Source organism: Rhodopseudomonas sp. NSM (assembly GCF_052445935.1).
GTDB lineage: Bacteria > Pseudomonadota > Alphaproteobacteria > Rhizobiales > Xanthobacteraceae > Rhodopseudomonas.
In genome coordinates this window covers 279,296-293,525 of sequence record NZ_JBQTCH010000007.1, presented here as the reverse complement: position 1 = coordinate 293,525, position 14,230 = coordinate 279,296, and the positions used below count along the sequence as shown (strand labels likewise).

The window sequence follows — 14,230 nt, the reverse complement described above, 5'->3', positions numbered from 1 at the left end:
TCAGGCGTTCTCCAGAATCAGATGACCGACCGCGGTGTTCGAGGCCGGGACGTGGTAGAAACGATGCGCGACCTTGGGCTTGGCGCCGCCGGCGGCGTCGCTCATCGCGCCGCGCGCGATCAGCCACATCACCAGCTCGATGCCTTCGGAGCCCGCCTCGCGGACGTAGTCGATATGCGGCTTCTTCGACAGCGCATCGGGATCGGCGATCAGCTGGTCGAGGAAGGCGTTGTCCCATTCGCGGTTGATCAGGCCGGCGCGCGGGCCCTGCAACTGATGGCTCATGCCGCCGGTGCCCCAGATCTGCACGTTGAGATCCTCGTCGTAGGAGCGGATCGCGCGGCCGATCGCCTGGCCGAGCATGTAGCAGCGCCGGCCCGACGGCACCGGATATTGCACGACGTTGACGGCGAACGGGATCACCGGGCAGGGCCAGGCCTGCGGCTCGCCGCACATCAGGCTGAGCGGCACGGTGAGGCCGTGGTCGACGTCCATCTTGTTGACGATGGTGAGATCGAAATCGTCCTGGATCACCGACTGCGCGATATGCCCGGCGAGCCTGGGATGGCCGATCACCTTCGGCACCGGACGCGGACCCCAGCCTTCGTCGGCCGGCGTGTATTCGGCCGCGGTGCCGATCGCGAAGGTCGGGATGAAGTCGAGGCTGAACGCGGTGGCGTGATCGTTGAAGACGAGGAAGATCACGTCCGGCTTCTCGTTCTTCAGCCACTCCTTGGAGAACTCGTAGCCCTTGAACACCGGCTTCCAATAGTCTTCGCCGGTCTTCTTGGTGTCGATCGCGGCGCCGATCGCCGGCACGTGCGAGGTGTAGACGCTGGCAGTGATGCGGGCCATTACTTTTTCTCCCCGGTGTAGCGGTTGCCTTCGACGGAGCGGCCGCCGCCGACCATCATGTTGCGATACTCTTCCTCGGTCATGCCGGTCATCGAGCCCGCCATCTGCTGGAAGCTCTTGCCGTCGGTGGCGCCGATCTTGGCGAGGAAATAGATGTTGCCGCCGAGCGAAATGCAGCGGTTGAGATCGCGGTCGAGCACCGCCTGCTTCTGCTCCTCGGTCATCGGCCACTCGTCGAGATAGGCGCGCTCGTCGGCCTTGAAGCGGGCGCGGTTCTCCGCCTTCATCAGCGACATGCAGAACTGGTTGAGATGATAGCCCATCCGCGACATGTCGGCGTCGAAGATCGTCGTGCCGGGAACGTCGGTATAGGGTTTGTCGAGGGGCATGGCGGTTTCTCCTCTGCCTTTCGTGTTGTTATTCCCGTCATGGCCGGGCTTGTCCCGGCCATCCACGTCTTTGCTGCGGATCGTCTGCCTTCGTGGATGCCCGGGACAAGCCCGGGCATGACGGTGAGTTACTTCTCCTCCGGCCAATATAGCCGCATCGGGTTGTCGACGAGTAGTTTGCGCTGAAGTTCCGGCGTCGTCGCGATGTGGGGGATGAAATCGACCAGCAGGCCGTCGTCGGGCATGTGGTCCTTCAGGTTCGGATGCGGCCAGTCGGTTCCCCACAGCACGCGGTCCGGGAATGTCTCGACGATGCGGCGGGCGAACGGCACCACGTCACGGTACGCATTCTGCTCGCCGCCGAGCGCCGGCGGGCCGCTCACCGACAGCCGTTCCGGGCAGCTCACCTTCGACCAGACGTTGGGATGCTCGCGCATGAAACGGACGAACAGCTCGAACTCGGGCCCGTCGACCGGCTTGCCGACGTCCGGGCGCCCCATATGGTCGACCACCACGGTGGTCGGCAGCGCAGTGAAGAAGTCCCACAGTTCCGGCAGATCGACCGCCTCGAAATAGATCACCACGTGCCAGCCGAGCTGCTTGATCCGCTCGGCGATCTCGACCAGCTCGTCCTTCGGGGTGAAGTCGACCAGCCGCTTGACGAAATTGAAGCGCACGCCGCGCACGCCGGAATCGTGCATCGCCTGCAGTTCGGCGTCGCTGACGCTGCGCCTCACCGTGGCGACGCCGCGCGCCTTGCCGTTCGAATGCACCAGCGCATCCACCATCGCGCGATTGTCGGCGCCGTGGCAGGTCGCCTGCACCACGACGTTGCGGGCGAAGCCGAGATGGTCGCGCAGCGCATAAAGCTGCTGCTTCGACGCGTCGCACGGCGTGTATTTGCGCTCCGGCGCGAACGGGAATTCATCGCCCGGGCCGAACACATGGCAATGCGCATCGACGGAGCCCGCCGGCACCTTGAACCGCGGCTTCGAGGGGCCTTGATACCAATCGAGCCAGCAGGGGGTTTTTTCGAAGGTCATTCTAAGCTCATTCTCATCGTAAGAGTTCTGCTCGGTGATCGCGGCCTCTTTGCCCTCCCCTCGCGGGGAGGGGAGATGGTGCGTCCCGCGCTCAAATTTGCGATCACGACTTTCGCCCCTGATCGTCCTTCACCTTTGCCAGAATGCGATCCGCCTCGACGCGCCAGTCGGGACTACGCGCGAAGCTCTCGCTGCCGCGCTCGCCGAACAGACCCTCATCTGCCAGATCCGCCACCCAGGCTTGGCGCTCGGCCGTGCCCTGCGCCGACCACGGCGTCAGCCCGGCCTCGCGCGCGGTCTGCGCGACCTCGCGGACTTCTTCGGCGCGGCGGCGGCCGTGTTCGATCACGCGTTGGAAGAAATACGCGCCCTGCTTCTCCCAGTCGATCGACGGGAAGGTCTCGGCCAGCGAGGCGATCACCGAATCCTCGACGCCGTAGGCCCGCGCGGTGGTGAAGCTCTCGATCACCATCGCTTCCAGCCCCTTGATCATGATGCTGCGGCACATCTTGGTCGCCGAGGCGACGCCGAGCCTGTCGCTGGCGGCCTTGGCATCGAAGCCGAGCGCGCCAAGCAATGGCGCGAGTTCGGCGGCGTGCGGACCGCCGAGCAGCAGCGGCACCTTGATCCGATAGGGCGGCACCGAGGTCATCACCGCGCCTTCGACGTAGCGGCCATGAGCGCTCTCGATCAGCGCGGCGGCGCGTAGCTTGGCGCCGGGCGAGGCCGAGTTGAAATCGAGAAACCACGAGCCCTGATTGAGCGCGCCGGTGCAGGCTTCGGCGACCGCCACGGTCTGGCTCGCCGTCACCGCCGAAACGATCAAGTCGCTGCACGCGGCGAGATCGGCATGCGACGTCGCCAGCGTCACGCCATGCGCGGCGGCGTGGTCGCGCAGCGGACCCGCGCGATTGTCGCCCAGCTTCACATCATAAGCCGCAACCTCGACGCCCTGCGCGCGAAAATCCTCGGCGAGGATCCTGCCGACCTCGCCGTAGCCGACCAGCCCGATGCGCCACTGTTTCGGATCGCTGCTCATCAGTCGATATACTTCAGCCCGGCCTTTTCCAAAGGCTCGCGCATCTTGTACATGTCGAGGCCGAGCACGCCGCTCGCGAGCTTCTGGCGCTTGTCGGCCTCGTTGGCCTCGCGCGCCGCGGCTGCGTCCGCGACTTGTTGCGCGACGGCGGCCGGCACGACCACGACGCCGTCATCGTCGGCGATCACCACGTCGCCGGGCACCACATAGGCGCCGGCACACACCACCGGAATGTTGACCGAGCCGAGCGTCGCCTTCACGGTGCCCTTGGCGTGGATCGCCTTGGAGAACACCGGGAACTGCATCTGCGTCAGATCGCGGACATCACGCACGCCGGCGTCGATGATCAGTCCCTTGGCGCCGCGGGCGCGAAAACTCGTCGCGAGCAGATCGCCGAAGAAACCGTCGGTGTTGTCGGTGGTGCAGGCCGCCACCACGACGTCGCCGGGCTGGATCTGCTCGGCCACCACATGCATCATCCAGTTGTCGCCGGGCTGCAGCAGCACGGTGACGGCGGTGCCGCAGGCGTGCGCGCCCGCGTAGATCGGCCGCATATAGGGCTGCATCAGCCCGACCCGGCCCATCGCCTCGTGGATGGTGGCGACGCCGAACCGCGACAGTTTCTCGACCGCTGCCTTGTCGGCGCGGGTGATGTTGCGTTTGACGATGCCGAGATCGTTCATCCGTACAGTCATGCTACTTCCCCTTGGCCTTGAGGGCGGCGTCCAGCCGCGGATAGACGCGGCGCGCATTGCCTTCGTAGATCTGCTGCTTTTCGGCCGGCGTCAGGATGGTCGACGCCTCGATGTAGCGCTTGGTGTCGTCGTAATAGAACCCGGTCTCCGGATCGATGCCGCGCACCGCGCCGATCATCTCGGAGGCGAACAGCACGTTGTCGACCGGGATCACCTTGGTCAGCAGGTCGATGCCGGGCTGATGATACACGCAGGTGTCGAAGAAGATGTTGTTGAGGAGATGATCCTTCAGCAGCGGCTTTTTCAATTCCTGCGCCAGCCCGCGGAACCGGCCCCAGTGATACGGCACCGCGCCGCCGCCGTGCGGGATGACGAATTTCAGCGTCGGGAAATCCTTGAACAGGTCCGATGTCAGGCACTGCATGAAGGCGGTGGTGTCGGCGTTGAGATAGTGCGCGCCGGTGGTGTGGAAGCAGGCGTTGCAGCTGGTCGAGACGTGGATCATCGCCGGGATGTCGAGCTCGACCATCTTCTCGTAGATCGGATACCACTGCTTGTCGCTGAGCGGCGGCGAGGTCCAGTGCCCGCCGGAGGGATCCGGATTGAGGTTGATGGCGACGAAGCCGTAGTCCCTGACGCATTTCTCCAGTTCGGGAAGGCAGGTCTTGGGGTCCACGCCCGGCGATTGCGGCAGCATCGCCGCGCCGATGAAGTTGTCCGGGAACAGCTGCGCGACGCGGTGGCACAGCTCGTTGCAGATCGAAGCCCAGGTCGAGGACACGTTGAAGTCGCCGATGTGGTGCGCCATGAACGAGGCGCGTGGGCTGAACACCGTGAGGTCGCTGCCGCGCTCCTGCATCTTCTTCAGCTGGTTGTCGATGATCGAGGCGCACAGCTCGTCGTCGCTGATCTTCAACTCGGACACCTTCGGCATCTGCGACGGGTCCTTGATGCCGGCGATCTGGCGGTTGCGCCAGTCTTCCAGCGCCTTCGGCGCGGTGGTGTAGTGGCCGTGAATGTCGATGATCATCGGGTGTCCTTGTCAGTCGTTCGGCTCGTCATTGCGAGGAGCGAAGCGACGAAGCAATCCAGCTCAGTGCACGGCGCTCTGGATTGCTTCGCTTCGCTCGCAATGACGGATGTTCATGTCTCATCCCGCGCGCCGCGCCGCCGCGTCGCCGGTCTGCTTGCCGTCCCACACCGAGCCGGGCACCATCACGTCGCCGCGCATCAACAGCCGCGCGGTGCGTAGCAAGGCGGCGCGGGTGACGGTCTGCGGATTGGCCGGATCGACCTCGATCTCGACCGAGAATTCGCCTGTCGGGTGTTCGACCGAGATCTGCTTCACGGCGCCGTCCGGCACCTGCGCGATGCCCTGCGTCACCGAGCCGTCGAGCACGCAGGCGGTGGCGACGGTGACGGCGGCGAGCACGCCGATGGCGTCGTGGCAGACATGCGGAATGAAGCTGCGGGTGGTGATGCTGCCGCCGGCGCGCGGCGCGGTGATCAGCGTCATCTTCGGGTAGTTCTTCGACGTCACGTCGCCGAGCTGCATCGCGTGGCCGCAGGCGATCCGCAGCCGCTCCAGCCGCGCCTTGAGGTCGGTGTCGGCATTGAGCTGTGCGACGCCCTCATAGCCGGTGCGGCCGACGGCCTCGGCCCTGAACATCACCAGCGGCATGCCGTTGTCGATGCAGGTCACCTCGACGCCGTCGATGACGTCGCGGACCTGGCCGGTCGGCAGCAGGCCGGGCGCGACGGAGCCCGCGGTGTCGAGGAAGTTGATCTTGATCGGCGCCGAGGTGCCCGGCACGCCGTCGATCCGTGCCTCGCCCTCGTAGGCGACGTGGCCGCCCGGCGTCTGCACCGTGATATCGCACTGCATGTCGGTGTTGAGCGTCAGCACGCGCAGCGTGGTGGCGTCGCCCTGCGGCTGCACCAGTCCGGTTTCCAGCGCGAACGGCACCACCGCGGCGAGCATGTTGCCGCAGTTCGGCGTGGTATCGACACTGTCCTTGTCGGGCTGCAGCTGCGCGAACAGAAAATCGAGATCGACGCCCGGCTTCGAGCCTTTCGAGACGATGCCGACCTTGCTGGTGAGCGGATGCGCGCCGCCGAGTCCGTCGATCTGGCGGCGGTCGGGCGAGCCCATCACCGCGAGCAGGACTTTGTCTCGGGTGGCGATATCGTCGGGCAGATCGGCTGCGTTGAAGAACGGGCCGCGTGAGGTCCCGCCGCGCATGAACAGGCAGGGGATGGCCGTTTGCATTCGCTTCCTTCCCGGATTGTTATGACCATTGTGGCGATGGCGGGCGCATGACGCCACCGCCGCGTCTCAATAACAGCTATCGGGTTAAGGCATGGCGAATGCGTATCGCCATGCCGCCCCGGCACGGGCCGCTTGCGGCGGGTTCAGTTCGGCAGGCCGCGCGCGAGTTCGGTCAACAGCCGCATGGTATATTGCGCGAGTGGCGTCGGCCGTCTCGTAGCGGACACTGCGAGGCACAGCGCGCTGGTGGCCGCGGGATCGACCAGCCTGCGCATACTCAGCTCGGCGGCGCGCGGTGAGGCGGCGACGCCGCTCGCGGTCAGCACCGCATGGCCGTAGCCGGCGCAGACCAGCTCGATGATCGACGGCACGCTGGAAACTTCCCAGGCGATGTCGAGCTTGACGCCGGCGAGCGCCGCCTGGGTCTCGAGCAGCCGGCGCATCGCATGGACACGCTCGGGCACGATCAGCGGATAGGTCGACAGTTCCTTGAACGGCAGCGGCGGCGCTGGCCGGGCGCGCTTGCCCTTCGGCGCCCGGCTGACGAGGCCGAGCGGCTCCTGCAGCAGCGGCGTGATGTCGATGCCGGATTGCGCTTCCGGATTGTACACCAGCCCGACATCGGCGCGGCCGGTGGTGACCCATTCGACGATATGCGACGACAGCCCCTCGACGATCGCCAGCCGCGCCGCCGGCAGTTCGCGCTTGAAGCGGTCGATCAGCGGCAGCGTGAGCTGGCGCCCGATCGAGGGCGGCAGGCCGATGGTGACGCGGCCGACCGGCGCGTCGCGGCTGGCGCCGAGATCCTCGCGCGCATGCGCCACCATCTGCATGATGCCGACGCTGTGGTCGAACAGCCGCCGTCCCGCTTCGGTCAGCGCCACGCCGCGGCCGTTGCGCAGGAACAGTTGCTGGTTGAGCTCGGTCTCCAGCCCGCGGACCTGCCGGCTCAGCGCCGGCTGGGCGATATCGAGCATCATCGCAGCCTTGCTGAACGAGCCGAGCTCGGCCACGCGCATGAAATATTCGAGCTGCTTGAGATTCATGGAAGCGCCTTGCCCGGAGGGGCGGCTATTGTTTCTCGATCCCGGAGGCGTCGATCACCGCCTTCCATTTCTCGATGTCGGTGCGCAGTCGCGTGGCGAGCTGGTCCGGCGTCGAGCCGCGCGCGTCGACGCCGAGGTCGAGCAGTTGTTTCTTCAGCGCCGGCTCGGCGAGGATCTCCTGAAGTGCGCCGTTCAGCGCGCCGATCACCGCCGGAGGCGTGCCGGCGGGCGCGAACAGCGCGTTCCAGGATTCGATGCTCACCTCCAGCCCGCTCTCGCGCAGCGTCGGCACTTTCGGCGTGATCTTGGAGCGCAGTGGTCCCGAGGACGCCAGCGCGCGGACCTTGCCGTCGGCGAGGCTGCCCTTCAGCGCCGAGTAGCTGTCGATCGCCATGTCGAGATTTCCCTGCAGCAGCGACACCAGCACGTCCGGCGTGCCGCGGTGCGGGATCACGACGAAGTCGATCCCCGCCGCGGTCCTGAACATGCCGGCCGCGAGATTCTGCGTGCTGCCGAGAATGATGGTGCCGACATTGAACCGGCCGGGGCTCTGCTTGCCCGCCTTGATGAAGTCTTCCATCGTCTTGAACGGCGCATCGGCGCGAACCACGAACAGGAAGTCGAAATAGCCCAGAGTCGAAACCGGCGCGAAATCCTTGACCGGGTCGAACGGCAGCTTCTTGAACAGCGAGGCGCTGATCGCGGTGCCGTTCGACAGCAGCGCCAGCGTGTAGCCGTCGGGCTGCGCCGAGATCACGGTGCGCGCCGCCGCGATTCCCCCGGCTCCGGGCTGGTTCTCGATGTAGAAGCGGCTGCCGAGCTTGGCGCCGAGCCTGTCGGCCACCAGACGCGCGGTGATATCGGCGACGCCGCCGGCGGCGAACGGCACGACGATGCGGACGGGGCGTGCGGGATACAGTCCCTCGGCGCCGGCGCGGTCGACCGGCAGCAGTCCGGTCAGGAGCGCAAGCGCGGCGACGATCGCGGCGAGGCGGCGAGTGCATTGTCGGCTGATCAGCATCATCTTCCGACGATAGTCCGAAAGCGCCCGATTTAACAATCACAGCAAGCCATTGACCGGCGTCACGCGGGACCGCCGAATTCCGCCGGGCGGGCTGTACGCGCCGCGTCCGCGCGCCGGATTGACGCTGCCGTTTTCGCGGTGCAGACCCTGATGCCGTCGTGTTGATCAATCACTCAGAGCTGTGGAGTCGCCGATGTCGCAGCCGCCGCTGTTCCGCCCGATCACCCTGCGTGGCATCACCGCCAAGAACCGCATCCTGATCTCGCCGATGTGCCAGTATTCGGCCGTCGACGGCGTCGCCAACGACTGGCACCTCGTCCATCTCGGCAAGTTCGCCCAGGGCGGCGCCGGCATCGTGATGGTGGAAGCCACCGCCGTCACCGCCAATGGCCGTATCACCCATGGCGATCTCGGGCTGTGGCATGACGGCCAGATCAAGCCGCTGGAGCGGATCGCCGCGTTCCTGCGCGATAACGGCGCGGTGCCCGCGATCCAGCTCGCCCATGCCGGCCGCAAGGCCAGCATGCAGCGGCCGTGGTACGGCAACGCGGCGCTGACCGCGGAGGATCTCGCGCGCGGCGACCAACCGTGGCCGATCGTCGCGCCGAGCCCGGTTCCGATGGAAGAAGGCTGGCTGACGCCGCAGGAACTCTCGGAGGATCAGCTCGACGAACTGCTCGATGCCTGGCGCGCCGCGACCCTGCGCGCGGTCGAGGCCGGCTTCGAGATGCTCGAAGTGCATTGCGCCCACGGCTATCTGCTGCATTCGTTCCTGTCGCCTTTGTCCAACACCCGGACCGACGCTTACGGCGGCAGCCGCGACGGCCGGATGCGGTTTCCGCTGCAGGTGATCGAGACGGTGCGGGCGGCCTGGCCTGATACGCTGCCGCTGTCGGTGCGGGTCTCGTCCGTCGACGGGGTCGAGGGCGGCATCGAACTCGCCGATTCGGTGATGTTCGCAAGGGAAGCCAAAGCGCGCGGCGCCGACATCATCGATTGTTCGTCGGGCGGACTGCTCGGCTCCGCCACGGCGGCGCGGATTCCGCGCGGCTACGGCTTCCAGGTGCCGTTCGCCGAAACCATCCGCAAGGAGGCCGATATTCCGACCATCGCGGTCGGGTTGATTCTGCATCCGGACCAGGCGGAATCGATCGTCGAGCAGGGTCAGGCCGATCTGATCGCGATCGGCCGCGAGGCGCTGTTCGATCCGAACTGGACGCTGCACGCCCAGCTCGAACTCACCGAAGCCGACGACGAGGTGTTCGTCGACTGGCCCAAGCAATACGGCTGGTGGCTGGAGCGCCGCGAGGCCGGTCTGCGCAAGCTCGAAGGCCGCAAGCTGCCGCACCGGCGGGGCTGAGGCAGCCTCGGTCCGTCGTTGCGAGCAGCGAAGCGACGACGCGATCCAGCGCAGCGCACGCTACTGGATTGCTTCGCTTCGCTCGCAATGACGGGGTGGCTCACTCAGTTCGGTCATGCCCCGCCCTGACGGCTCGATAGCGGACTGCGCTTTTACCAGCCGCAGCCGCCGCAGCGCGGACGAACCGGCGCGTAGTAGACCTGTGCCGGCGCCACCATCTCGACCCGCTCGCGCGTCGCATATTGCGGCGGGATGCGCTCGTATTCGACGCCTTCCGGCGCGACCATCACGGTCTTCGGCACCATCACGGTGCGGTACTGCGCCGGCGTGCGATGCGCGACGACGCGGCCCGGCGCGACCATCACGGTCTCCTGCACGGACTGATATTGCGGCGGCACGTATTGCGGCTGGTAACAGGTCTGGCACGGCGGCGGCGCGTAGCAGCCGTAGCAGGCCGAAGCGGCGGTCGGGGCCGCGACGGCGGCCGCGGCGGAAACGATCAGAGCAATCGCGATGCGTGACATGGTCGGCGTCCCCGTGGGCTTGAACAATTCTTGCGCGATCATTGGGTTCGCTGCTTCGCGCCGTCAACGACGGAGCGGAATCAACCTTTACGGAGATCATTAACGGCGGCTTGCTACGTTCGGCGCAACTTGCGCGGCGGTTGGACGTGATCCCGGCCCCCGCGCCCTCGAACGCGTTGGTGACCGGCGATGCCGTCTGCCGTCACGCCACCGCATTCGCCGCCGCGCGGCCGGCATTGCGGCCGGAGAACAGACAGCCGCCGAGAAACGTGCCTTCGTGCGAGCGATCGCCGTGCAGGCCGCCGCCGCCGAAGCCGGCGGCCTCGCCGACCGCGTACAGCCCGGAATGATCGCCCCGCCTTGGCCGAACACGCGGGCGTCGAGATCGGTCTCGAAGCCGCCCAGCGTCTTGCGGGTGAGGATGTTGAGCCGCACCGCGATCAGCGGGCCGTAGGCCGGATCCAGAATCTTGTGCGGCTTCGCGGTGCGCATCTGTCGTCATGGCGTTCCCCGTCAGGAACCGATTGAACCGCGCGCGATGCGACGCGATCAACGGCTTTGGGCCGATGCTGTTTCAGATTGGGACCCCACTCGCGCCCCACTGCATCCCGCCTGCAACACTCGATTTGAATTTAATTCGAGGCAGCCCCGCGATCTGGACAAATACCCGATCCGAAATCACGCTGACGGTGTCGTGAATCAGGCGCGCCTGATCGGGACGGGAAGCAGGCAGACTTGGAACTGAGCTGACTGGAAAGTCGACTGGGGCGGGGCCATGAGATTGCTGACGGGGTTGCTTGCGGCTGTGCTGCTTCTCGGCGGTGTGGCGTCCGGTCACGCCGTGGTCCGGATCGCGGATGATCGCGGCGGCCGGATTGGAACCTATGTCGACAAATATCAGAGCCTTCGGTCCTCCGGCGAGACCGTGGTGATCGACGGTCTGTGCGCCTCGGCCTGCACCATCGTCCTCGGCGCCGTGCCGCACCACAAGATCTGCGTCACCTCGCGCGCCAATCTCGGTTTCCACGCCGCCTGGGATCTCGGCTCCAACGGCCGCGCGATCACCAATCCCGAAGCGACGCATATGCTGTACACGATGTATCCGGCGGAGATCCGCCGCTGGATCGCCAAACGCGGCGGGTTGACGCGGCAGATGATCTTCCTGCGCGGCAAGCAGCTGATGTCGATGTACCGCCCGTGCTACATGGACGCACAGGCCTCCGCCTCGCGGTAACGGGAGCTCGCTGCTCCGCATCACGTGATCCTGCGGAAGGCGAGCGCGCTTGCCGGCCGCCACATCGCGCTCTATGGCTTCGGCATGCGCGGCGCCATGCCGTGTGATCTTGCCGGTGCGCGGACCCTCGCTTCGCCGACCGGCGTTCGCCGAGGATTCCGCGATGGCCGCACAAGCCTCTTCCATCCGTCCGCTCGTCATCATCGCGGCATTCGCCGGCAGTCTGGTCGTCGGCCTGGTCGTGGTACTGTGGTTGCTCGGCGGACTGACCAAGGTCACCGCGCCGGCGTCGATCGGCGGCCCGTTCCAGCTCACCGACCAGAACGGGCAGGTGGTTACCGAGCAGAGCCTGAAGGGCAAGCCGACGCTGATCTTCTTCGGCTTCACCCGCTGCCCGGATGTCTGTCCGACCGCGCTGTTCGAAATCACCCAGGTGCTGCAGGCGCTGGGTCCCGAGGCCGACCGCCTCAACGCCTATTTCGTCTCGGTCGATCCGGAGCGCGATACGCCGGAATCGATGAAGGAATATCTGTCGAGCTTCGATCCGCATCTGAAAGGGCTGTCGGGCTCGCGCGAGGCCACCGACAGGATCGAGAAGGGCTATCGGGTCTATGCGAAGAAAGTCCCGACCGCGGACGGCGACTACACCATGGACCACACCGCGCTGATCTATCTGATGGACAAGGACGGCAGGTTCGTCGCGCCGTTCAACATCAAGCGGAAGCCCGAAGAGGCCGCCGCGGATCTGAAGCGCTATCTCTGACGGCCGATGCCCGCATGGCAGCCGTCGCGGCGGGCGCCCGCGCGGCGACGCCGTGCTCGGTCTTCTGCCAATGATGCGGCTTCCACACCAGTTCGCCGAGCGCGCGCCACGCCGCCACCGACAGGCAGATCCAGTACAGCGGCATCAGCAGCAGCCAGGGGCACTCGCGCAGCCGGCCGATCCGTTTCAGGCCGATCGCGGCGACGACCGCGCTGCCGATATAACCGGCGGCAATCGTCAGGCCATGCAGCCCGGCCGAGAGCCCGTCAGCCGGTCCGCCCGACGCGAGGCTCCATCCGGTGGCGGCGAGATCCAGCAGCATCAGCGGATGGATCAGGGCGGACAGCACACCGCCGCCGACGATCAGGTTCAGCGCCAGCAGCCCGCGCCAGCCGGCATCGCGCCAGAACAGTCGCGGCCGTCGCATGTGCACGCACCAGGTCTGCATCCAGCCCTTCATCCAGCGCGTGCGCTGACCGAGCCAGGCGGCGAGGCCGATCGGCGCCTCCTCGAAGGTGCGGGAATCGAAGCTGATCGCGGTGTAGCCGAACCGCGCCAGCCGGAAGCCGAGATCGGCATCCTCGGTCACGTTGTAGGCGTCCCAGCCGCCCACCGCGCGCAGCACGCCGGTGCGGAAATGATTCGAGGAGCCGCCGAGCGGCAGCGGCAGTCCAAGCCGCGTGAGGCCGGGCAGCACCGCCTCGAACTGGCCGGCATATTCGGCGAGGAACAGCCGCGACAGCCAGCTGTGGGTGATGTTGTCGACGCACAGGCCGGCCTGCACGCAGCCGATCTTCGGCCCGCCGCGCGCGAAGGCATCGATCGCGGCGCGAAGCTGGCCGGGCTGCGGGCGGTCCTCGGCATCGAACACCGTCACCATGCCGCCGCGCACGAACGGCAGCGCGTAGTTCAGCGCCTTCGGCTTGGTTCTGGGCCCGACGGCCGGCGCAATCAGCATGCGCAGATGTGGTCGCGACCCCAGCCGCGCGATCGCGGCGCGGGTCGCCAGATCGTCGAGTTCAACCACCAGAATGATGTCGAGTTTTTCCGGCGGATAATCCAGCGCTTCGATCGCCTCGACCAGAGACGCCACCGACGACGCCTCGCGATACAGCGCCGCGATCGCGGTGTAGATCGGCAATTCGTGGTCCGGCCGCCGCGCCGATCGTGCTGCGGGTTGTCGCGGCAGCAGGCTCGCCGCCAGCCGCAGCCCGATGAAGCCGAGAAACAGCAGCGCCGGGATCACGCCCGAATGGCCGGCGCACAGCAGCAGCATTGCGGCAGCCAGCAACGCCCCGCCCGCCGCGCGCCCGAGCCCGGCCCGCCAGCCGATCCTGCCGTCGCAGGGCGTCACCGCCAGCGCGGGATAGCGGCGCTGCAGGCCTAAGCTCGCATGTTGCGCCAGCCCCCGACCGGTCTGCTGCAGGAATTGCTGCATCGCTCCGTGGGTCGCGATCCGAAACCGGTCGCGCAGTGAGGGACGGTCGTGCAGCACCTCGCACAAGGTGCGGGCCGCCACCCGCCGTGGCGCCATCGCCCATACCAGTTCACCGTTCCGTCGCAGCGGCATTACGCCGGATGCGGCGGCGAAGCGCATCTGGTCGTCATGAAGCGGGGTGTCGTCGCGGTCGACGCGCGCGAAATCCTCGCGGGCGATCCGGAGATGCCGGGCCAGTCGCTGCAGGTAAGCCGCTTCGTCGATCACCGCCCAGCGGATCAGCACCTGGTCGGCGCCGATCCCGAGTTGCTGCGCGCGCCGACGGGCAGCCTGCAGCAGATCGGGCGCCAGCACGCCGCGCAGGCAGTCCAGTTCGGGGCTCTGCGACACGCCCGCATCGCCGTCCGTGGCCGGCCCGATCCAGCTCGCGAGAAAGCCCGGCCGCTTCGGCCATGGCGAAGACCGCGCGTCTTCGTCGCGCCGCGCTCCCGTAACGTTGTGTCCGGCGCGGTCGGCGACGACCATGGAACGCCCTTACGCAAACGGCACTC

Annotated in this window: 14 protein-coding genes and 1 pseudogene; 3 read left to right on the top strand and 12 right to left on the bottom strand. The window is 67.0% G+C overall.

The annotated features are described in order from the left end of the window. The 9 genes from ACTZWT_RS19035 to ACTZWT_RS18995 all read right to left on the bottom strand — a co-directional run bounded on the left by ACTZWT_RS19035 (position 1) and on the right by ACTZWT_RS18995 (position 8,357). The gene (locus ACTZWT_RS19035; protein WP_444771238.1) at positions 1-855 is read right to left on the bottom strand and encodes a class III extradiol dioxygenase subunit beta; all 855 of its coding nucleotides are present in this window, start codon (positions 853-855) and stop codon (positions 1-3) included. Continuing rightward, on the bottom strand, positions 855-1,244 hold the full coding sequence (gene ligA / locus ACTZWT_RS19030; protein WP_444771237.1) for a protocatechuate 4,5-dioxygenase subunit alpha: 390 nt from the start codon (positions 1,242-1,244) through the stop codon (positions 855-857). The genes ACTZWT_RS19035 and ligA overlap by 1 nt, the downstream gene beginning before the upstream one ends. A gap of 128 nt (positions 1,245-1,372) precedes the next feature. Next, complete coding sequence (locus ACTZWT_RS19025; protein ID WP_444771236.1) at positions 1,373-2,287, bottom strand: amidohydrolase family protein; 915 nt, start codon at positions 2,285-2,287, stop codon at positions 1,373-1,375. 103 nt (positions 2,288-2,390) lie between these two features. Then, complete coding sequence (locus ACTZWT_RS19020; RefSeq protein WP_444771235.1) at positions 2,391-3,326, bottom strand: DUF1932 domain-containing protein; 936 nt, start codon at positions 3,324-3,326, stop codon at positions 2,391-2,393. Next, the gene (gene ligK / locus ACTZWT_RS19015) at positions 3,326-4,021 is read right to left on the bottom strand and encodes a 4-carboxy-4-hydroxy-2-oxoadipate aldolase/oxaloacetate decarboxylase (protein WP_444771234.1); all 696 of its coding nucleotides are present in this window, start codon (positions 4,019-4,021) and stop codon (positions 3,326-3,328) included. The genes ACTZWT_RS19020 and ligK overlap by 1 nt, the downstream gene beginning before the upstream one ends. Position 4,022: 1 nt before the next feature. Next, positions 4,023-5,051 (bottom strand): amidohydrolase family protein, encoded by a 1,029-nt coding sequence (locus ACTZWT_RS19010; RefSeq protein WP_444771233.1) that lies wholly within the window; start codon positions 5,049-5,051, stop codon positions 4,023-4,025. Positions 5,052-5,171: 120 nt separating this feature from the next. Then, the gene (locus ACTZWT_RS19005) at positions 5,172-6,290 is read right to left on the bottom strand and encodes a 4-oxalomesaconate tautomerase (protein WP_444771232.1); all 1,119 of its coding nucleotides are present in this window, start codon (positions 6,288-6,290) and stop codon (positions 5,172-5,174) included. Between the two features lie 143 nt (positions 6,291-6,433). Continuing rightward, a complete protein-coding gene (locus ACTZWT_RS19000) occupies positions 6,434-7,336 on the bottom strand; it encodes a LysR substrate-binding domain-containing protein (protein WP_444771231.1) in 903 nt (300 codons plus the stop codon). A 25-nt stretch (positions 7,337-7,361) separates the two neighbouring features. Beyond that, entirely contained in the window at positions 7,362-8,357 is a 996-nt protein-coding gene (locus ACTZWT_RS18995; RefSeq protein WP_444771230.1) for a Bug family tripartite tricarboxylate transporter substrate binding protein, read from the bottom strand. A 196-nt stretch (positions 8,358-8,553) separates the two neighbouring features. Here ACTZWT_RS18995 and ACTZWT_RS18990 point away from each other — a divergent pair, with 196 nt between their 5' ends. Then, positions 8,554-9,720, top strand: a complete 1,167-nt coding sequence (locus ACTZWT_RS18990; protein ID WP_444771229.1) for an NADH:flavin oxidoreductase/NADH oxidase — start codon at positions 8,554-8,556, stop codon at positions 9,718-9,720. 152 nt (positions 9,721-9,872) lie between these two features. On the opposite strand, the gene ACTZWT_RS18985 is transcribed toward ACTZWT_RS18990, so the two are convergent. Together ACTZWT_RS18985 and ACTZWT_RS18980 are read right to left on the bottom strand one after the other, a co-directional pair. Then, positions 9,873-10,244 carry a hypothetical protein gene (locus ACTZWT_RS18985; protein ID WP_444771228.1) on the bottom strand — a complete coding sequence of 124 codons (372 nt, stop codon included), beginning with the start codon at positions 10,242-10,244 and terminating at the stop codon, positions 9,873-9,875. A 202-nt stretch (positions 10,245-10,446) separates the two neighbouring features. Then, positions 10,447-10,736 (bottom strand): annotated as a pseudogene (locus ACTZWT_RS18980) (FAD-binding protein); the annotation flags it as partial. 283 nt (positions 10,737-11,019) lie between these two features. Between ACTZWT_RS18980 and ACTZWT_RS18975 the strand changes: the two are divergent. Further along, positions 11,020-11,478, top strand: a complete 459-nt coding sequence (locus tag ACTZWT_RS18975) for a hypothetical protein (RefSeq protein WP_444771227.1) — start codon at positions 11,020-11,022, stop codon at positions 11,476-11,478. Between the two features lie 163 nt (positions 11,479-11,641). After that, complete coding sequence (locus ACTZWT_RS18970) at positions 11,642-12,241, top strand: SCO family protein (protein ID WP_444771226.1); 600 nt, start codon at positions 11,642-11,644, stop codon at positions 12,239-12,241. Here the strand turns inward: ACTZWT_RS18970 and ACTZWT_RS18965 are convergent. Then, positions 12,192-14,204, bottom strand: coding sequence for a glycosyltransferase (locus tag ACTZWT_RS18965; RefSeq protein WP_444771225.1), 2,013 nt, complete (start codon positions 14,202-14,204; stop codon positions 12,192-12,194). The genes ACTZWT_RS18970 and ACTZWT_RS18965 overlap by 50 nt on opposite strands. Positions 14,205-14,230: the final 26 nt, after the last annotated feature.